The 18905-nt window shown below is 68.0% G+C and carries 18 protein-coding genes; 12 read left to right on the forward strand and 6 right to left on the reverse strand.

The genetic code is table 11. From position 1 onward, the window contains the following. The first annotated feature begins 49 nt into the window (after positions 1-49). The 4 genes from NDR87_RS33435 (at position 50) to NDR87_RS33450 (ending at position 5330) form a co-directional block, all read left to right on the forward strand. Complete coding sequence (locus tag NDR87_RS33435; protein WP_251917922.1) at positions 50-2254, forward strand: hypothetical protein; 2205 nt, start codon at positions 50-52, stop codon at positions 2252-2254. A gap of 64 nt (positions 2255-2318) precedes the next feature. Then, positions 2319-4625 (forward strand): hypothetical protein, encoded by a 2307-nt coding sequence (locus tag NDR87_RS33440; RefSeq protein ID WP_251917810.1) that lies wholly within the window; start codon positions 2319-2321, stop codon positions 4623-4625. A 5-nt stretch (positions 4626-4630) separates the two neighbouring features. Next, positions 4631-5098, forward strand: coding sequence for a GtrA family protein (locus NDR87_RS33445; protein WP_251917809.1), 468 nt, complete (start codon positions 4631-4633; stop codon positions 5096-5098). Between the two features lie 10 nt (positions 5099-5108). Continuing rightward, positions 5109-5330, forward strand: a complete 222-nt coding sequence (locus NDR87_RS33450) for a Trm112 family protein (RefSeq protein ID WP_251917807.1) — start codon at positions 5109-5111, stop codon at positions 5328-5330. A 3-nt stretch (positions 5331-5333) separates the two neighbouring features. Here the strand turns inward: NDR87_RS33450 and NDR87_RS33455 are convergent, their stop codons facing one another. From NDR87_RS33455 to NDR87_RS33465, 3 genes are all read right to left on the reverse strand, one after another. Further along, entirely contained in the window at positions 5334-5933 is a 600-nt protein-coding gene (locus tag NDR87_RS33455; protein WP_251917804.1) for a TetR family transcriptional regulator, read from the reverse strand. A 239-nt stretch (positions 5934-6172) separates the two neighbouring features. Further along, positions 6173-6943: an ABC transporter permease gene (locus tag NDR87_RS33460; protein WP_251917803.1), complete on the reverse strand. Its 771-nt coding sequence runs from the start codon at positions 6941-6943 to the stop codon at positions 6173-6175. Continuing rightward, positions 6940-7665 carry an ABC transporter ATP-binding protein gene (locus NDR87_RS33465; RefSeq protein WP_251917802.1) on the reverse strand — a complete coding sequence of 242 codons (726 nt, stop codon included), beginning with the start codon at positions 7663-7665 and terminating at the stop codon, positions 6940-6942. Before NDR87_RS33465 ends, NDR87_RS33460 begins: the two co-directional genes overlap by 4 nt. 356 nt (positions 7666-8021) lie before the next feature. Between NDR87_RS33465 and NDR87_RS33470 the strand changes: the two genes are divergently transcribed. Then, positions 8022-9176 carry an NAD(P)/FAD-dependent oxidoreductase gene (locus NDR87_RS33470; RefSeq protein ID WP_251917801.1) on the forward strand — a complete coding sequence of 385 codons (1155 nt, stop codon included), beginning with the start codon at positions 8022-8024 and terminating at the stop codon, positions 9174-9176. Then, positions 9173-10048: an RNA polymerase sigma-70 factor gene (locus tag NDR87_RS33475; protein ID WP_251917800.1), complete on the forward strand. Its 876-nt coding sequence runs from the start codon at positions 9173-9175 to the stop codon at positions 10046-10048. Before NDR87_RS33470 ends, NDR87_RS33475 begins: the two co-directional genes overlap by 4 nt. Positions 10049-10051: 3 nt before the next feature. Here NDR87_RS33475 and NDR87_RS37790 read toward each other — a convergent pair whose 3' ends face one another. Then, entirely contained in the window at positions 10052-10657 is a 606-nt protein-coding gene (locus tag NDR87_RS37790) for a TetR/AcrR family transcriptional regulator (protein ID WP_251917799.1), read from the reverse strand. 101 nt (positions 10658-10758) lie between these two features. On the opposite strand from NDR87_RS37790, the gene NDR87_RS33485 reads away from it, so the two are divergent. Then, complete coding sequence (locus tag NDR87_RS33485) at positions 10759-11739, forward strand: hypothetical protein (protein WP_251941286.1); 981 nt, start codon at positions 10759-10761, stop codon at positions 11737-11739. An 88-nt stretch (positions 11740-11827) separates the two neighbouring features. Continuing rightward, the gene (locus NDR87_RS33490) at positions 11828-12313 is read left to right on the forward strand and encodes a GNAT family N-acetyltransferase (RefSeq protein WP_251917795.1); all 486 of its coding nucleotides are present in this window, start codon (positions 11828-11830) and stop codon (positions 12311-12313) included. 322 nt (positions 12314-12635) lie between these two features. Here NDR87_RS33490 and NDR87_RS33495 read toward each other — a convergent pair whose 3' ends face one another. After that, positions 12636-13121: an Hsp20/alpha crystallin family protein gene (locus NDR87_RS33495; RefSeq protein WP_251917794.1), complete on the reverse strand. Its 486-nt coding sequence runs from the start codon at positions 13119-13121 to the stop codon at positions 12636-12638. A 136-nt stretch (positions 13122-13257) separates the two neighbouring features. Here NDR87_RS33495 and NDR87_RS33500 point away from each other — a divergent pair, with 136 nt between their 5' ends. After that, a complete protein-coding gene (locus tag NDR87_RS33500) occupies positions 13258-13881 on the forward strand; it encodes a DNA-3-methyladenine glycosylase (protein WP_251917793.1) in 624 nt (207 codons plus the stop codon). A 6-nt stretch (positions 13882-13887) separates the two neighbouring features. Here the strand turns inward: NDR87_RS33500 and NDR87_RS33505 are convergent, their stop codons facing one another. Further along, complete coding sequence (locus tag NDR87_RS33505; protein WP_251917921.1) at positions 13888-15744, reverse strand: 2-isopropylmalate synthase; 1857 nt, start codon at positions 15742-15744, stop codon at positions 13888-13890. A 203-nt stretch (positions 15745-15947) separates the two neighbouring features. Between NDR87_RS33505 and NDR87_RS33510 the strand changes: the two genes are divergently transcribed. The 3 genes from NDR87_RS33510 (at position 15948) to tyrS (ending at position 18471) form a co-directional block, all read left to right on the forward strand. Continuing rightward, positions 15948-16616: a FadR/GntR family transcriptional regulator gene (locus NDR87_RS33510; RefSeq protein ID WP_251917791.1), complete on the forward strand. Its 669-nt coding sequence runs from the start codon at positions 15948-15950 to the stop codon at positions 16614-16616. An 81-nt stretch (positions 16617-16697) separates the two neighbouring features. Beyond that, positions 16698-17096: a DoxX family protein gene (locus NDR87_RS33515; protein ID WP_251917790.1), complete on the forward strand. Its 399-nt coding sequence runs from the start codon at positions 16698-16700 to the stop codon at positions 17094-17096. Between the two features lie 91 nt (positions 17097-17187). Then, entirely contained in the window at positions 17188-18471 is a 1284-nt protein-coding gene (gene tyrS / locus NDR87_RS33520; protein ID WP_251917789.1) for a tyrosine--tRNA ligase, read from the forward strand. Positions 18472-18905 lie beyond the last annotated feature (434 nt).

The following is an 18905-nucleotide window of genomic DNA, read 5'->3' on the forward strand; positions in this document are numbered from 1 at the left end:
CGCGCGGGTTGTTCGGGAGGACGATCCCGCGACCGGCTCGCGGCGGCAGATTCAACGGTGGGGACTGATCACGGCGCTCGGGGTCGTCGTGGGCTATGGCGCGGTGCTACTCGGCAATGTCCGCCACTTCTTCACCGACGACACCGAATCCCAGTACACCGGATTATGGGTGGCGCTGGGCCGCGCGCTGCGCGACGGGCAGTTCCCGGTGATGTGGCCGGACCAGTGGATGACCGGCAACAACACCATGGACGATGCCGGCCTGTTCAATCCGCCGCAACTGCTGATCGATCTGATAGCGCCCTCGGTCGACAACGTGGCGCTCTACGCCACCGTGGTGAAGCTGATCTTCTCGATCATCGCCGCGCTCGGGGTGTATCGGGTGTGCCTGGTCTACGGCGGGCGCCCGGCGTGGTCGGCGGTGGCCGGGGTGGCGTTCCCGTTCAGCGGCTGGTTCCTGTTCTTCGACGAGGCCAGCTGGATGACCTCGCTGACGGGTACGGCGTGGATGCTGCACGCGTGGGCGGCGTCGGTGCGCTACTGCCGCGGCCGGGGTGGGCCGATCCCGGTATTCGTCTACCTCTATCTGACCATCTCGACCCAGTACATCTTCCCGGCCGTGGAGGCCATGCTGATGCTGGCGGCCGTGGCGGTCGGGGAGATCCTGTTCCAGCGCGCGTGGCGGCCGGTGCTCCGGCTGACGATCGCGGCCGCGTGCGCCGGCCTGGCCGGACTGCTGACCTTCCTGCCGAGCATGCTCTCGGCCAAGGTGACCTGGCGCGGCACCGCGCAGATCATCAACGATCAGTTCCTCACGGTGCCCTGGTCGGAATCGCTGAACGCCAGCCTGCCCAGTACGCTGCCCGCGCTGACCTCCTGGTGGGGTTACGTGCAGCCGCTGCCGATGACCTATATCGCCTGGTTCCTGATTCCGGGGCTGGCGTTCATCGACTGGCGACGGGCGCGCGATGCGTGGCGGGAGCTGAGCGCGGTCGCGCTGTTCGCGGCCATGATGCTGATGTGGACCGCCGGGCCGGGGTCGATCGGCCCGCTGCGCTGGCCCGCCCGGGTGCTGCCGATGCTGGCGATCGGGCTGCTGGTGCTGGTGTGCGTGCTGCTCGGGCGCTTCGGCACGGTGCGGGACTGGAAGCCGCGCGCGATCGCCGCCGCGGTGCTGATCCTGGCGCTGTGGGTGCGGTCGTTCTCCGCCGATCCACACGCCGCGATCTGGCATGTGGTGGCCGCGCTGGCCATCGCCGCCCTGGGCGCGGGCGTGGTCTGGCTGGCCCGCCATCGGGGCACGGCCGCGGCGTGCGCGCTGACCATCGTCGCGATGTTCCCCATCGCCTACTTCCAGGTCAGCTCGGTCCAGCCGACGCCGATGAGCTGGCAGCTGCCCGCGAATCGCGCCGAGGCGCGGGCGGTGTTCCCGGACTTTCCCGGCAAGACTCTGCAGCTCGGCGAGCGCGGCCTGCTGCAGCCGGGCGACAAGAGTCTGCAGGGCGCCTATGGCTCACTGGTTTTCGGCAACTACGCCAAGAACCTGGAGCTGAACTACGTCAACGGCTACACCCCGACCGGCTACTTTTACTTCGGTGAGCTGCTGTGCATGCGGTGGGACGCGAGCGTCTGCCCGGATGCCTATCGCCGGGTGTTCACCCCGGAGCCGACGATCGGGCGGACGCTGGTCGACCTCATGAAGGTGGATCGGGTGGTGTTGCAGCGCGCGCTGTTCCCGGACGCGGGCAGGCAGGATCCGCCGGAGGGCTGGAAGTGGGTCGACTATCCCGGCCACGAGCGCTACATCGCGGTGCTGGAGCGGGTGGACGGCCCGGTGTCGGGTGTGAACGGCCGGATCGCCGTGGCCAAGGACGTGACCGCGACCTCGCTGGCGGAATCCGACACCGACAGCCGGGTGCGGGTGAGCTCGCCGAACGGCGGCCGCGTGGTGTTCGCGCGGATCGGCTGGCCCGGTTACCGCGCGACCCTGGACGGTAAGCCCGTCCCGTTCACCACCGTCGCGAAAACCTTTGTCGCCGTGGACATTCCCGCCGGTACCAACAACGCCGAGCTGGAGCTGACCTGGCGGCCGCCGGGCTGGAAGATCGGCATCGCGACCATGCTGGCCGGGCTGGCCGGAATCGGCGTGTTGCAGTGGCTGTTCGTGCGCGCGCGCCGCCGCGACGAGCCCGCGCCGACCGACGACCACAACACCGGGGAACCGGAACGCGAGCTGGCGGATATCGTTTCGTGACGGCCCGCCCGCCCGCCGGGTGACCGCCCTGTAGGGTCTGGTTCTCGTGGTGGAAAGTGCTGCTGTGTCGACCGCGGGGGCGGACGAGCGCAAGACCGTCTACAGATGGGGCGCGATCACCGCGCTCGGCGTGGTCCTCGGCTATGCCGCGGTCCTGCTGGCCAACGCGCGCCACTTCTACACCGACGACACCGAATCCCAGTACGCCCCGCTGTGGGTGATGCTGGGCCGCCATCTGCGCGACGGCCACCTGCCGCTGCTGATTCCCGAGCAGTGGATGACCGGCAACTACACGATGGAAGAGGCGGGGCTGTTCAATCCGCCGCAGCTGCTGATCGATCTGCTCGCGCCCTCGGTGGACAACCTCGCGGTGTACGCGACGGTGGTGAAGCTGATCTTCTCGATCATCGCCGCGCTCGGGGTGTACCGGGTGTGCCTGGTCTACGGTGGCCGCGCCCCGTGGGCCGCGGTGGCGGGCATCGCCTTTCCGCTCACCGGCTGGTTCCTGTTCTTCGACGAGGCCAGCTGGATGACCTCGCTGACGGGTACGGCGTGGATGCTGCACGCGTGGGCGGCGTCGGTGCGGTACTGCCGCGGCGGGAGCGACGGACCCGAAGGCGGCAGCTTGCGTAACCACGGTGGGATCCGCGGACGCCGCCATCAACACGGCCGGGGTGGGCCGATTCCGGTGTTCGTCTATCTGTATCTGGCGATCTCGGTCGAATACGTGTTCCCGGCCGTGGAATCGGCGCTGATGCTGATCGCGGTCGCGGTGGGGGAGTTGGTCTACCAGCGCAAATGGCAGCCGGTCGGCCGGCTGACGGCGGTGGCGGTATGCGCGGGGCTGGCGGGGCTGCTGACCTATCTGCCGAGCATGCTCTCGGCGAAGGTGAGCTGGCGCGGTACGGCGCAGATCAACAACGACCAGTTCCTCACCGTGCCGTGGTCGGAATCGCTGAATGCCGGTCTGCCGTCCGCGCTGCCCGCGTTCAACTCCTGGTGGGGCTACATCCAGCCGATGCCGGTGACCTATATCGCCTGGTTCCTGATCCCGGCGCTGGCCTTCGTCGATTGGGGCCGGGCGCGCGCGGCGTGGCGGGAGCTGGCCGCGGTGGCGCTGTTCGCGATCATGTTCCTGATGTGGACCGCGGGCCCGGGCACGGTCGGCCCGCTGCGCTGGCCCGCCCGCGTGCTGCCCATGGTCGCGATCGGGCTGCTGGTGCTGGTGTGCGTGCTGCTGGGCCGGTTCGGCACCGGCGCGAACTGGCGCACCCGGGGCGTCGCGGCGCTGGTGCTGATCGGATTGCTCTGGGTGCGGACGTTTTCCGCCGATCCGCATCACGCGCTGTGGCATGTGCTGTCGGCGCTGGTGGTCGCCGCGCTCGGGGCGGGCGCGGTGTGGCTGGCCCGCAACCGGGGCGGGGCCGCCGCGGCCGCGCTGACGATCGCGGCCATGTTCCCCATCGCTTTCGTGCAGGTGTATGCCGCGCAGCCGACCCCGATGGGCTGGAATCTGCCGGTGAGCCGGTCGGCGGCGAAGGCGGCGTTCCCGGACTTCCCCGGGGTCACGCTGCAACTGGGCGATCGGGGCCTGGTACAGCCGGGGGAGCGAAGTCTGCAGGGCGCGTACGGTTCGCTGGTGTTCGGCAACTACGCCAAGGATCTGGAGCTGAACTACGTCAACGGCTATACGCCCAACGGCCACTACTGGTTCGGCGAGATGCTGTGCATGCGTTGGGATTCCAGCGTCTGCCCGGACGCGTTCCGGCGCCTGTTCACCCCGGAGCCGACCACCGGCCGCACCCTGGCCGATCTGATGAAACTCGATCGAGTGGTGTTGCAGCGGGCGATGTTCCCCGATGCCGGTGCGCATCCCGCCCCGGAGGGCTGGACATGGGTCGACCAGCCGGGGCACGAGCGCTACATCTGGGTGCTCGAGCGCGCGGGCGGGCCGGTGTCGACGGTCGGCGGCCGGGTGGCCGACGCGCACGATGTCACCGCCACTTCGATCGCCGAATCCGATACCTCCAGCACCGTGCGGGTGTCCTCGGCGACCGGCGGCCGGGTGGTGTTCGCGCGGCTGGGTTGGCCCGGTTACCGGGCGCATCTGAACGGTCGCGAGCTACCGGTCACCACGGTCGCGAAGTCCTTCGTGGCCGTGGACATCCCGGCCGGGACACAGAACGCCGAGCTGGAGGTGACGTGGCGACCGCCGGGCTGGACCATCGGCATCGCGACGGCCGTCGTCGGCCTGCTCGGACTGGGCGTGCTGCAGTGGGCACACCTGCGGTCGCGTCGGCCCGAGGACGACGACGACCCCGCCGCGACCGACGCGGCGGCGGATCGTGAACCGGCGGAAGCGCTCTCGTGAGCGGCATGGACGACACCGCGGCCGGGGCGACATCGCTAGCCCGGCCCGGCCCACTGCTGCGGCTGCTGCGACGCCAGGAGATCGCCTTCGCCGTCGTCGGTGTCGGCAATACCGCACTGGGCATGGTGCTGACGGTGCTGTGGCTGAAGGTGCTCGGCCCCGGCTGGCCGCCCGCGGCCGCGGTGGTGCTGGCCTACTGCGTGAGCATCGTGTTCGCTTTCCTCGCCCACCGCACCCTGGTGTTCCGGGTGCGTGGACATGTGTTGCGCGACTTCGTGCGGTTCGTGCTGGTGAATTCCGGTGGGCTGCTGCTGAACGCGGCGGGTGTGCAGCTGGCGGTCGGCGTGTGGCGGCTGCCGGAGACCCCGGCGACCGTGGTGGTGATGGGTCTGGTGGCGGTGGTCAGCTTCTTCGGCCACCGGCACTTCTCGTTCCGCCGGGCGCCGCGAACACCGGTGTCGGAGGACCGGTAGGTTATCGATCATGGCGGAGCAAACCTTGGATACCACGCTGTTGAGCCTGCTGGCCTGCCCACAGGACAAGGGCCCGCTGTCGCTGGTTCACGACGCGAACGGCGAGAGCCTGCTGTACAACCCGCGCCTGCGCCGGGCCTACCGCATCGACAACGGCATTCCCGTGCTGCTGATCGACGAGGCCCGCGACGTGAGCGACGCCGAACACGAGGCGTTCACCGCGCAGGGCTGAGTCCTACCGCCCCAGATCACCGGTGAGATAGCGCTGCAGCGTCGGCCCGACCAGCCGCGCGACCTCGTCGGGCGGCATCGAGGCCAGCGGCTCGATCCCGACGATCTTGCGGCCCACCAGCAGTCCGATCATCTGCGAGGCCGCCAGCACGACGCGCGTATCACCGCTGCCCGGCGGCGAATCCACCCGCCGCCGAACATCTTTGAGCACCACCTCGAGCAGGAACTGCCGCGCCAGCGCCCCGTCGCCGCCGAGCATGGTGCGAAAGGCCGCCACCGCCTGTACCCCGATGGGCGAGTCCCACACCGCGACCACATGCCGCACGATGGTCTCCCCGAGCTCCTCGACGGGCGCGGCCGCGATCTTGGCGACGATGATTCGCGGATCCAGCGGCAAGTGCAGCGCGGCCGCGAGCAGATCGGCCTTGGTCCCGAAATAGTGGTGCACCAGTGCCGGATCCACCCCCGCCGCCGCGGCGATCGAGCGAATGGACGCCTTGTCGAAACCGACCTCGGCGAACCGAGCACGAGCCGCGTCGAGAATCGCCTCGCGCGTCCCGGACCGGCCGGGTCGCCGCCCGCTGCGCGCGGGCGAAGTGGCCATGGGTTCGTGGTCGGATGGGGCGTGCTCGCGGGGAGGTTCTCGGTCGTGGCTATTCGGGGGTTCGTGATCTGGGGGTGTGATGTCGTTGTGCTGGGTGACTTGGTCGTGGTTGGTCGTGGGTTTGCGGACTGCGGGTGGGGCGTCGTCGCGATGCCCCCCGCGGTCCCGGTTGGTCCTGGATTTTCGTGCGGCAGGGGTGGTATTGCCGCGACGAACCCCCCGCCCTTTGCCGGTCGCGGTCATGCCGTGCGCCTGCGTAGCGTGGCCGCGCCCAAACCCAGTGCGACGGTGGCGAATCCGGCCACGACCACCAGATCCCACCACATGCGCCCGGTCGCACCGGTGTGGCGCGAGACCTGCTGCAGCGCGTCGACGGCGTAACTGAGCGGCAGCACATCGCTGATGATCTCCAGCCAGCGCGGCAGTTGATCGCGGGGCACCAGCAGCCCGCACAGGAAGAACTGCGGTCCGACGATCACCGGCATGAACTGGACCGCCTGAAATTCGGTGCGCGCGAACGCGCTCGCCAGCAGCCCCAGCGCCACCCCGAGCACGGCGTCGAGCACCGCGATCAGCAACACCAGCCATACGCTGCCGCGCGCGGTGAGCCCCAGCAGGCCGAACGACACCGCACACGCCAACCCCGCCTGCGCCGCGGCGGCCACCGAGAACGCGGTGCCGTAACCCGCCAGCAGATCCGGTTTGGACAACGGCGTGGTCATCAGCCGCTCCAGCGTGCCGGAGGTCCGCTCACGCTGCATGGCGATGGCGGTGATCAGGAACATCACGATGAAAGGCAGGATGCCCAGCATGCTGATGCCGACCCGGTCGAACAGCCGCGGCAGACCCGGCGCGGCCGGGGTGTCGTGATAGACGAAATACAGCAGGGTCATCAGCAGCGTGGGAATCAGCAGCAACATGGCCACGGTGCGGTGATCGGCGCGCAGCTGGCGCAGGATGCGCACGGTGGTGGCGGTATAGCAGCGCAGGGGAGCGGAAACCGTTGTCATTGCGGCTGTTCCATTCTGATCAGGGCGAGAAAGGCGTTCTCCAAACTGGTTTGGCCGGTTCGATCGCGTAGTTCGTCTGGGCTGAGCTGGGCGAGCAGCCGACCCTCGCGCATCAGCAGCAGCCGGTCGCAGTGTTCGGCCTCGTCCATCACATGGCTCGAGACCAGCAGGGTGCGGCCCTGCTCGGCGAGGGCGTGGAACTGCTTCCACAGTTCCACGCGCAGCACCGGGTCCAGGCCCACGGTGGGCTCGTCGAGCACCAGCACCTCCGGGTCGGCGACCAGTGCACAGGCCAGTGACGCGCGGGTGCGCTGGCCGCCGGAGAGTTGATTGCCGCGCTGCCCGGCATGCTCGCCCAGCCCCACGGCCTCGATCGCCGCGTTCACCTCGGCGCGCGAACGTCCGTACAGCGCGGCGAAATACGAGACGTTGTCGGTGACCGAGAGATCGTCGTAGATACTCGGCGCCTGGGTGACGTACCCGACGCGGGCCCGCAGCCCCGGGCTGCCCGCCTCCTCGCCCAGCACCCGCACGCTGCCCGCCGCTACCAGCTGGGTGCCGACGATGCTGCGCATGAGCGTGGTCTTACCGCAGCCCGACGGTCCCAGCAGACCGGTAATGCTGCCGCGCGGCACCGTCAGCGAAATATCGTGCAGTACTTCGCGAGCACCGCGCCGCACCCGCAGGTGCGCGATCTCGATCGCGGAATCGGGCGCCGCCATGGTCACCTCTATTCATCGAGTGTTGAATTCACTACGTGATGAATTCTGCGCCCGATCGCCGGCCCGTGCAAGACCCGCAGTAGCCCGCGCGGTATTCCGGCGGCCTCGCCCGGCACCACGACCCACGAAACCGCCCGTCCTTCCCTGGTCCTTGTCGGAGGAGGTGACCATCGCGGTCTCGGTGTGCCACGGGCGAACGCAGCGAACCGACCCTGGAGACAGCAGGGGACAACCAGCGGACCGGTCGGGCTGTTCCGGCGCGCGAACCAGTCTGTGATGCAGGTCACTTCATTCGCTGTCACGTTTGCTCGCCCGGATTTGTCCCATGGCCGATCCACAATCCACGGGAGGACACCATGAGCACCACCGCAACCCACCGGGTCGTCGTTCTCGGCGCGGGCTACACCGGCATGCTGGCCACGATCCAGCTGGCCCATCGGACCCGCCGGCACGATGTGCGCATCATCCTGGTCAACCCCTCGGACCGGTTCACCGAGCGGCTGCGGATGCACCAGCTCGCGGCCGGGCAGACGCTGGGCGATCACCGCATCCCCGAACTGCTCGCGGGCACCGGCGTCGAATTCCGCCGGGCCGCCGCCACCGTGATCGACCCGGCAACACGCCTGGTCACACTCGACGACGGCGCGACCCTGGCCTACGACACCCTGATCTACGCCCTCGGCAGCAAGGCCGACACCGATCTGGTGCCGGGTGCGAGCGACCATGCCTGGATCCTCGACGACCCGCGGTCGGCACACCGATTCGGGCAGCGTCTGGCCGAACTGGACGCCACCGGCGGCGCGGTTACGGTCGTCGGCGGCGGGCTCACCGGAATCGAAGCGGCCACCGAAATCGCCGAGAGCCACCCGAAGTTGGCGGTCACCCTGATTGCAACGGCCGAACCCGGTTCGATGATGGGTCCGCGGGCCCGGGCGCATCTCGAGCGGGCGCTCGATCGGCTCGCCGTGGTGCGCAAGGTCGGCGTGCGCGCCACCAAGGTGCTGCCCGATGCCGTGCGGCTGGATACGGGCGAGGTGGTGCGGTCGGATATTACGCTGTGGACCGCGGGCACCCGGGTGCCGGAACTGGCCGCCGCGGCCGGAATCGACACGGATGCAACCGGTTCGGTCGTCACCGATGCCACACTGCGCTCGGTGTCGCATCCGGACGTCTACGCCGTCGGTGACGCCGCGGCGATCCAACAGCCCTGGGGCCGGATCCACGGCACCTGCCAAAGCGGGTTGCCCACCGCCGCGTATGTGGCCGCCGCCATCGCGCGACGACTGCGGGGAAAGAGTGTGCGCCCATTCCGGTTCAACTACTTCCACCAACCGGTGAGCCTGGGCCGCGCGGATGCCGTCATCCAGTTCACCCACGGCGACGACACACCGGCGCGGTGGTACCTGAAGGGCCGGGCGGCGGTGTTCTACAAGGCGACCGTCAGCGCCAGCCCCTTGCCGATCTTCGGACTCAGCCGCCGGGTTACCGTGCCGGTGAAGCTGCGCCCATGAGGAAGTGTGGACATATGCCGGACGATCCGTTCGTCGAACATCGGAGACTGCTGTTCGGCACCGCCTACCAGATGCTGGGTAGCGTCTCCGATGCCGAGGATGTGCTGCAGGACGCCTGGCTGAAATGGCATGCGGCCGATCAGGGTTCGATCGAGAATCCGCGCGCGTACCTGGTGCGCACGGTCACCAATCTGTCGCTGAACCGGCTCACCTCGGCGCGGGCCACCCGCGAGACCTACATCGGCCCCTGGCTTCCCGAACCACTGCTCTCCGCACCGACCGCCGATCAGGAGGCCGAGTTGGCCGACAATGTCTCGACCGCGATGCTGGTCGTGCTCGAAACTCTCGCGCCCGTCGAGCGTGCGGTGTTCGTCCTGCGCGAGGTCTTCGGATTCTCGCATGGCGAGATCGCCGGATTCATCGACCGACCCGAGGCCTCGGTGCGCCAGACCGCCCATCGCGCACGTAATCACGTGCAGTCCCGGCGGCCGCGTTACGACGCCGAAGAGTCCATCCGAGAGGAGGTCACCCAGAAATTCCTCGCCGCCGCGAACGGCGGCGACGTCAACGCCCTGATGGAACTGCTCGCTCCCGACGTCACGCTGTGGAACGACGGCGGCGGCAAGGTGACCGCGGCGCGGCGCCCACTGCACGGCCCCGACCATGTGGCCCGCTGGATCGTCGGCACCATGGCGAAGCCGGTATCCGCGGGTGTGGAACTCGAGGCCGCGCGTATCAATGGTGAACTGGGCCTGCTGGTTTCGATGGCCGGGCACCCGATCGGAGCGCTGAGCTTCGAAATCGTGGACGTCCGAATCCACAACGTCTACTTCCAGGTGAACCCCGACAAATTGAAAGGGCTGCGGAAATAGCACTCATCGGACCTCCGGTTCGATCGGCCGCAGCAGGCGAGACACGGTCGCGCGCACGAGCGGGCGTGGATCATGCGGACGAGCCGGGTCGGCATTGAGGAAGGTGGCGTCGACGATCGCGAGAATCCACCGCGCCACCTCCTCGGGCGGGAAGCCGGAATCGAACTCGCCGCGTTCGGCACCGCGGCGCAGCAGGATGGTCAGCGCCTCCGCGCTGCGGTGGCTGTCGCTCGCTATCGCCGCTGTCAGTTCCGGGTCGTGCTCCATCCGGCGCAGTAGTTCGATCATGAACCCCGGTGTAGTGGGATCGCGCACCTCGGCCGTCAGCCCCTCGGCGATGGCGAGAATCCCCGCGAGACAGTCGGTTCGGCCGACATGGCGGGAGATCAGTTCGGCGTGCTCGGGTAACGACAGTTCGGCCGCCGCTCGGAAGAGCGCGGGCTTGTCCTGGAAGTAGTAGAAGACGGCGGCCGAGCTCAGGCCCGCGGCCTTGGCGATCTGCGCGACGGAGGTGCGCTCGTATCCGTGCGTCGCGAACAGCTTCGTAGCGGCGCGGATGATCGCCGTGCGCCGCTCGGCAACACGTTGCGGGTCAACGGTTCTGGCCACGTCGGCAGACTATCATTGACTGATCAGACAGTTAAAGAAATGCTCGGAAGGCCATGTTCAGGGGGTGGGGATTGCTTCCGTTACGAAATCGCTTGTGGCCGTTGCTGGCCGTGTTCTTCGGTGCGCCGGTGTGTGCCGAGTATCTGTACGCCTACCTGTCGTTCACCGGAGATGCCCTCCGGATGCTGGGCGGCGTGCTGTTCCTCGGTCCGCTCTACGGTGGCGCGGCGCTGCTCATCCGCGAAATAGTCGTGCGCACCCACCGGGGCTGGGGCGCGACACTACTGCTGGCCGCCGGATTCGGTATTGCGATGCCGGGCGTGGTGGACCTGTCATTGTTCGCCGAACACAGCAGCGAGGTCGCCTATTGGGACGAGTTGAGGCTGCCCACCCTCGTCGAGCCGCTCGGCATCAGCATGTACAACACCGTCATGTACGTGACTCTGCACGTACTGATGAGCATCGGCGCCCCACTGGCGCTGCTGGCCGTCCTGGCCCCCGACCACCGTGGCCGACCGCTGGTCGGCCGCACCGGAATCGCCGTCCTCCTGGCTCTGTGGCTGACCACCGCCACCATGGTGCATTTCCACGGTCGACGCAGCTATGGCTACACCCCGAATCTCCTACAGGTCGCGAGCATTCTGACAGCTGTCGCGATCCTCATCGCACTCGCCCGCACACCGCTGGGACGCCCAGCCCGGAGCCAGGCCACCACTCGCCGTATCCCACCGGCGGTCCCCCTGTCGATAGGTGTGATCGCCATGGTTCTCCTCGCCCTGGTGCCGCCGACCTGGCTCGGCCTGGTCGCCATGCTGACCCTGCTGCTCACCGCCTCCGGCGTGATCGCATGGCTGTCCCGAACGCGAAGCTGGACGAACTACGAGATCGGTGCCCTCGCCGCGGGTTCGCTTGTCGGACAAACAATCATGGGCTTCCTCACCCCCATCCCCGAGGGCGTCTCCGCGGCAGCGAAATACACCTCGAGCACCGTGCTACTCACCCTGGCCATCGCCCTGACCTGGGCAGTACTACATCCCAGGCGGCAACCACCCGCCAATGCCGCGCGGCCCGCACCAATCTGATCGGCGACAAGCCCTACGAAGCCGCACCCGCCGTCCCCGAGCTCTAATGAATAGGTCTCGCACTGGCCCACGAGATAGCTTGTGTTCCATGCAGATTCGTGAATACATTCCGGCCGACTGGCCGCAAGTCTGGCCCATCGTTCGCGACATCGTGCGAGCCGGCGACACGTTCACCTACGACCCGGCCATGACCGAGGAACAGGCGCACGACATTTGGGTAATGCGACCGCCCGCAATCACCGTCGTGGCCTCGACCGAGAATCGGGTGGTGGGTACCGCCAACGCGTATGCCAATCGGCCGGGTCCGGGATCACACGTATCGACCGCAAGTTTCATGGTCGCCGCCGATGCCCGCGGCCGGGGCGTCGGCACGGCCCTGTGCCGGTATGTGATGAGGTGGGCCGAGGAAAACCGCTTCGTCGGCATGCAGTTCAACGCCGTAGCGGAATCCAATCATCGCGCCGTGGATGTCTACGAACGTCTGGGCTTCGACATCGTGGGAACCGTACCCGGAGCTTTTCGTCATCCCACGCTCGGCCGTGTCGGCCTACATGTCATGTACTGCGAGCTCTGAACGTTCACTCGTCGGCCTTAGCGCAGCATGCGACTTCCCAGCTGCGTTACGGCTCACCCATCTACCACACCGCAACTCGGCCTTCTTTCGCTGCGCCCAGCTCCCGCTCTTTTGCTACACCGCGATGCCCAGTTTCCCTGTCGAGCCGGAACGTGGCCCTATTGGCCGTGCTCGGCTGCGGCGTTCTCTGCTGGACCGCGACGTCTGTGCCCTTGCCGCGCCGCAATGTGGCCCTTTTGGCTGCGCCCGACTGCATCGTGCTTGCTGCACCGCGACTTCAATATCCTCGCACCGGTGCCCCGGGCGCCGGTGCGAGGATCACTCACTCGGTGCGCTCGGATTCGGCCGAAATGGCCCGCGCGCCGCGTACCTCGACCTTGCGCGGCTCCGGCTTGGGGGCCGCCACATCGCGGACTCGGATTCGCAGCAGGCCGTCGGCGTGCTCGGCCTCGACCGCATCGGCGGTCACATGGTCGGGCAGCGCGAATTCGCGGCGGAACGATCCACTGCGGATCTCGCGGATCACGACGCCGTCCCGGTCCTCGGAGCGCTCGTCGCGCCGCTGCCCACTGATGCGCAGAGTGTGGTCGGCGACCTCCACGTCGACATCCTCGGCCGGAACACCGGCCAGCTCGAGAGTGACGATCACGTCGTTGCCGTCCCGGGTGACATCGGCGGCGGGGACGAATCCGGTGCGCGCGGGGGCGGACCCGGCGAAGGCCCGGCGCACGAGCGAATCGAAGTCGCTGTCGAACTGCCGCACCAGCGCGGTGAACGGATCCCAGCCATTACGCACTGCAAGAGCCATAGCAATCTCCTATCAACTCAATTTGTGCCGTCGACCTCGTGATTTAGCACTCGGCCTCTGTGAGTGCCAACGGCTGGGGTAGCCAGTTTGTTCCCGGCTACCGCGCGGCGCGGCCCGATCTGGACAATGGTTCGTTGTGTCTGCCGAGGAACTTGCCGTAGAACCATTGGCCGCTGCCCGCCGACTGCTCGGCGCCACGCTGTGGTCCGGTCCTGTCGGGGCGCGGATCGTGGAGGTGGAGGCGTACGGCGGCGATCCAGCCGGGCCGTGGCACGACCCGGCCGCGCATTCCGGCCGCGGCCGGACGCCGCGCAATGCCGTCATGTTCGGTCCGCCCGGACGCCTGTACGTCTACTTCAGCTACGGCATGCACACCTGCGTCAATGTCACCAGCGGGCCCGACGGACTGGCCAGTGCCGTGCTGATCCGGGCGGGCGAGGTGATCGCGGGACACGATGTCGCGCGCTCGCGCCGCCCGGCCGCGCGGACCGACGCCGACCTGGCCCGCGGGCCGGGAAATTTCGGCAGCGCCCTCGGAATCGGCCTGGACGACTACGGCATCGATCTGTTCGACGCCAAGTCGCCGATCCGACTCGAACTCGCCGCGGAAATCACCGACCAGTCGGCCCTCGGCGTCGGCCCGCGGGTCGGCGTCAGCCTGGCCGCCGACCGCCCATGGCGGTTGTGGCTGCGGGACTCTGCAGCGGTGTCGGCCTATCGACGCAGCCCCCGCGCGCCCCGCATCGACAAGTCGGCATAGCTTGGCTCAGCGCGCCGCCGCCATCGCCTCGGTCGAATCCGACAGGGCTCGACCAGCGGCACAGACCACCGCCCGGCATACCGCCTGTACCGGTGACCGCCCGATCCCGATAGCCCACAGGCTGTCCCCGGCAACCCGATACTCGAGATAGACAACACAGGTCGCTCCATCGATGGCCTGTTCTATCACCGCGAGAATCTCGATGCGCGGGCCGTATTCGGCGATCAACTCCGCCACGGCATCGACCGCCCGGATATCGCCGATCTCGCGCGCGACCCGTCGACCATCGATCTCCACTGCGACGCGGCAGTTCTCAGCGCGCCGATCGTGGATATCCAATGCGACGGGCCGTCGCCCCGCGTGCGGATCGGCGATGTCCGAGGGGGCGATCCCTTGCCTGGCATGCGGATCGTTGATTTCCGGTGCGATGGCTCCCCGCCCCGCGTGCGGCGCGCTGTCGGTGTCCGCGACACCGGTCGTGGCGATCGCTTCGAATTCCCCGTCCAGCAGGCGGATTCGGTCGCTGTCCGGACTGTAGATCGCCATCAGCAGCTCCCGCAGCGTGCTCGCCGAGATCTCGCTTCCGGTCTCGTCGGCATGCCGCTGGACGTGCCGCGCGAAGTCGATCTGCAACCGGCGCGGCAACTCGAACCCGTACTCGGTGTGCAGCAGATAGGCGATGCCGCCCTTGCCCGATTGCGAATTGACCCGGATCACGGCCTCGTAGGAGCGGCCGACATCGGCGGGATCGATCGGCAGATACGGCACGCGCCACGGTATTTCACGTTCGTCTCGGCCCTGGGCCGCCGCGCGGGCGCGGTGTTCGGCGAAGCCCTTCTTGATCGCGTCCTGATGGGTGCCGGAATACGCGGTGTAGACAAGGTCGCCCACATATGGATGGCGCTCGTGGATCGGCATCCGGGTGCAGTGCTCGACCGTGCGCCGGATCCGGTCGATATCGGAGAAGTCGACCATCGGATCGACGCCCTGCGCATGCAGGTTCAGCGCCAGGATAGCCAGATCCACATTGCCGGTGCGCTCGCCATTGCCGAACACGCAGCCCTCCACCCGCTGCGCCCCCGCCAGCACCGCCAGCTCCGCACAGGCGACGCCGGTGCCGCGATCGTTGTGCGGGTGCACCGACAGGATCACGCCGTCGCGGCGGGACAGGTGGCGATGCATGTATTCGATCTGGTCGGCATAGACATTGGGCGTGGCGACCTCGACCGTGGCGGGCAGATTCAGCGTCACCGGCCGCTCCGGCGACGCGTCCCACAGCGCGGTCATCCGATCGCACAGCTCCAGTACGAAGTCCGGCTCGGTGAGGATGAAGACCTCGGGGGAGAACTGGAAGCGGATGTTCGGCCGATCACCGGCGGCCGCGGCGACGGCGCGCCCGCCGGTGACCACCAGCTCGGTCAGCTCGGCGCGCGACAGGGCCAGCACGGTCTCCCGCCACACCGGCGCGGTGGCCGCGTACATGTGGATCACCACGTCGTTACGGATGCCGCGCACCGAATCCATGGTGCGCGCGATCAATTCGGGCCGGGCCGGGGTGAAGACCACGATCGTGACGTCCTCGGGAGCGAGGTCGGACTCGGCGATCAGCCGGACGAAGTCGTAGTCGGTCTGCGAGGCGCTGGGGTAGCCGACCTCGATCTCCTTGTAGCCCATCGCCACGAGCTCTCGGAAGAAGATGCGCTTGCGCTCGGGATCCATCGGTTCGGCCAGGGCCTGATTGCCGTCGCGCAGATCGACCGGAACCCACAGGGGCGCCGTCGTGATCCGGTTCGACGGCCAGCACCGATCGGTGAGGGGGACCGAAACCCGTTCGTACACAGAGCGATACCGGTGCGACGGCATGACGGAGGGCTGCTGACGATTCCAGGACATGGACTGATCGCTTTCGCGTCGGAGGGAGAGGACCGGCGCGACAGAGCAACCCGCGGACAGGGCGCCGGTCGAATCAGACCCCGCCGCGGCGGCGGAGGAGAATCAGACCAGAACGCATGTGGCATACACTAACTGCCGACGACTCCTCAGACAAGTAGAGAGGTAACCGAGTCTTGGCGCACGTACAGCGGCATCCGCTCGCCGCGCAGGCGGCCGACCTTCTGCTACAGCGGATTCGGGCGGGCGAATGGCCGCTGGGACACAAACTGCCGGGGGAGACCACGCTGGCGGCCCAGCTGGGCGTGGGCCGGTCGACGCTGCGCGAGGCCGTGCGCGAGCTGTCCGGAAAGGGCGTGCTCGAAAGTCGTCAGGGCGCAGGCGTTTTCGTCACCGCGCTCGATGTCGCCGAGGGCTGGGACACGATCCTGCGCCGTGCCGACATCGTGGCCGTCATCGAGGCTCGGCTCGCCATCGAAACCGAGTGCGCGGCCCTGGCGGCCACCCGGCGCACCCCGGCCGATCTGCGCGCCATGTGGAAGGCGCTGGCGGCTCGGGCCGAGGCGTCGACCTCGGTCGAGGATCTGGTCGATGCCGATACCGCCTTCCACCGCACGGTCGTCGCCGCCGCACACAACGACATCCTGACCGGGATGTTCGAGGCCTTCATCCCGCGTTCGCGCCGGGCGATGGTCGACATGTTGAAGATCCGTCCGCTGCCCGACGAGCAGGCCGACCACCACGCGCACGAGGTCCTGCTCGATGCGATTCGCCGCCGCGACGCGGTGGCCGCGGCCTCGGCGAGCCGGGTTCATCTGACGTCGTTGAAACAGACCTTCGGCTGAGCGATGAGTTCGCGCGGTGCTCCCCGTGCTAGGTGGTGAGCGCGTTCGACAGCGAACGATCAGCATCGAAGAGGAAACGACATGACCGCCATCTCCGCCACCATCTCCGTCAAGGCCCCCGGCAAGATCCGCAGCCGCGTGCTGTGGACTCTGCAGATCCTGCTGGGCGTGTTCTTCATCGTCGCCTCCGGCCTGCCCAAACTGGTCGGTCAATCCGACGCCGTGCGCGTCTTCGACGAGATCGGCTGGGGTGACTGGTTCCGCTACCTGACCGGGCTGGTCGAGCTCGCTGGCGGTATCGGCCTGCTGGTCCCGCGGCTGTCGGGTCTGGCCGCCGCGGGCCTGTCCATCACCATGGTCTGCGCGGCCGCCACGCAGGCGTTTCTGATGGATGCCCCCGCGATGGTCCCCTTCCCGCTGATCCTGGCGGTGATCTTCGCCTGGATCGCATCCGAGCGCGGTGTCCGGGTGACGCGCTGAATATTGGCTCGACCTCAGGTCCGCCGCCGATGACAATCGGCGGCGGACCTGTGCATGGGTACCGAAAGCCCGTGCGGAAAGATAGGACGGCGTGAGCGTCGACATCATCGAGGAACTGACCTGGCGTGGCCTGATCGCGCAGTCCACCGACCTGGACGAGCTGCGATCGGAACTGGCGAAGGGCCCGATCACGCTCTATACGGGCTTCGACCCGACCGCGCCGAGCCTGCACGCCGGCCACTTGGTTCCCCTGCTGACCCTGCGGCGTTTCCAGCAGGCGGGTAATCGGCCCATCGTGCTGGCCGGTGGAGCCACCGGCCTGATCGGCGATCCGCGTGACGTTGGCGAGCGCGTCATGAACGCGTCCGACACCGTGGCGGGCTGGGCCGAGCGGATTCGCGGCCAGCTGCAGCGTTTCGTCGATCTCGACGATCCGAAGACCGGTGCGATCACGGCGAACAATATGGACTGGACCGGCCCGCTGAGTGCGGTCGACTTCCTGCGCGATGTCGGCAAGCACTTCTCGGTCAACGTCATGCTCGCGCGCGAGACGGTCAAGCGGCGGCTCGAGACCGACGGCATGTCCTACACCGAATTCAGCTACATGCTGTTGCAGGCGAACGACTACCTGCAGTTGCGCCGCGAGCACGGCTGCCGCTTGCAGATCGGCGGCTCGGACCAGTGGGGCAACATCATCGCGGGCGTGGAGCTGAACCGCCGCGTCGACGGCGAGCACGTGCACGCGCTGACGGTGCCGCTGGTGACCTCCGCCGACGGCAAGAAGTTCGGCAAGTCCACCGGCGGCGGCAGCCTGTGGCTGGATCCGGAGATGACCAGCCCGTACGCCTGGTACCAGTACTTCGTCAATACCGCCGACGCCGATGTCGTGCGCTACCTGCGCTGGTTCACCTTCCTCGAGCGTGAGGAGCTGGACGAGTTGCAGAAGGCGACCGAGGAGCGGCCGCACGCGCGGGAGGCGCAGCGTCGACTGGCGGCGGAGATGACGAATCTGGTGCACGGCGAGGCGAATACCCGCGCGGTGCAGCTGGCCAGCCAGGCGCTGTTCGGGCGCGGCGATCTGCACGAGCTCGACGAGGCCACCCTGTCGGCGGCGCTGTCGGAGGCCGCGGGCGAGGGCGCGATCGCCGCGGCCACCGAGGGCGCGACGATCGTCGACCTGCTGGTGGCGGCTGGATTGTCGGAAAGCCGGGGTGCGGCTCGGCGCGCGGTCAACGAGGGCGGCGCGTCGGTGAACAACACGCGGATCTCCGATCCCGAATGGACGCCGGGCGATTCGGACTTCCTGCACGGGAACTGGCTGGTGCTGCGCCGTGGCAAGAAGAACTTCGCCGGGGTGCGGCGGGCCGGCCGCTGAGGTTCGTCATGACCTGGGTCACATCACGGTGGCCCAGGTCGGGCGACGCCCGGATCGCGGCCCGCTGACCAGCGTCGACTCGCGCTGTCTTGGGGATTTGACGATCCGTTATCCGACACGTAACTTATTCAACGTCAGAGCGACACGGACACCGACCGGGCCGAGAGGCCGGGACACGAGGTTGGACGGAAGAGCGCCTGACAGCCCAGCTCGACCGACACGATCCCGGGGACTTGACTCTGCGGGTCGGGGTGGTTAAGGTGGAAAAGTTGCCTCTCCAGAAGGTCGGGAATCCGGCCCGATGGTTTGTGCGCCTGTTCTTTGAGAACTCAATAGTGTGTCGATGAATGTCAGTGCCAATTAATTTTGGTTCCGGTGCTCATACCCCCGTGTGGGTGTCGGACATTTTGTCAGCTAATTTCCGGCTGGCGTTT

Source organism: Nocardia sp. CDC159, from assembly GCF_023740735.1.
Taxonomy (GTDB): domain Bacteria; phylum Actinomycetota; class Actinomycetes; order Mycobacteriales; family Mycobacteriaceae; genus Nocardia; species Nocardia pulmonis.

Coding starts and splice junctions, on each gene's coding strand:
- NDR87_RS33475 (WP_251917800.1), top strand. CDS start 9,173: ATGAGGAAGTGTGGACATATGCCGGACGATCCGTTCGTCGAACATCGG.
- NDR87_RS33515 (WP_251917790.1), top strand. CDS start 16,698: ATGACCGCCATCTCCGCCACCATCTCCGTCAAGGCCCCCGGCAAGATC.
- NDR87_RS33460 (WP_251917803.1), bottom strand. CDS start 6,943: ATGACAACGGTTTCCGCTCCCCTGCGCTGCTATACCGCCACCACCGTG.
- NDR87_RS33490 (WP_251917795.1), top strand. CDS start 11,828: ATGCAGATTCGTGAATACATTCCGGCCGACTGGCCGCAAGTCTGGCCC.
- NDR87_RS33445 (WP_251917809.1), top strand. CDS start 4,631: ATGGACGACACCGCGGCCGGGGCGACATCGCTAGCCCGGCCCGGCCCA.
- NDR87_RS33465 (WP_251917802.1), bottom strand. CDS start 7,665: ATGGCGGCGCCCGATTCCGCGATCGAGATCGCGCACCTGCGGGTGCGG.
- NDR87_RS33450 (WP_251917807.1), top strand. CDS start 5,109: ATGGCGGAGCAAACCTTGGATACCACGCTGTTGAGCCTGCTGGCCTGC.
- NDR87_RS33505 (WP_251917921.1), bottom strand. CDS start 15,744: ATGCCGTCGCACCGGTATCGCTCTGTGTACGAACGGGTTTCGGTCCCC.
- NDR87_RS33495 (WP_251917794.1), bottom strand. CDS start 13,121: ATGGCTCTTGCAGTGCGTAATGGCTGGGATCCGTTCACCGCGCTGGTG.
- NDR87_RS33455 (WP_251917804.1), bottom strand. CDS start 5,933: ATGGCCACTTCGCCCGCGCGCAGCGGGCGGCGACCCGGCCGGTCCGGG.
- NDR87_RS33470 (WP_251917801.1), top strand. CDS start 8,022: ATGAGCACCACCGCAACCCACCGGGTCGTCGTTCTCGGCGCGGGCTAC.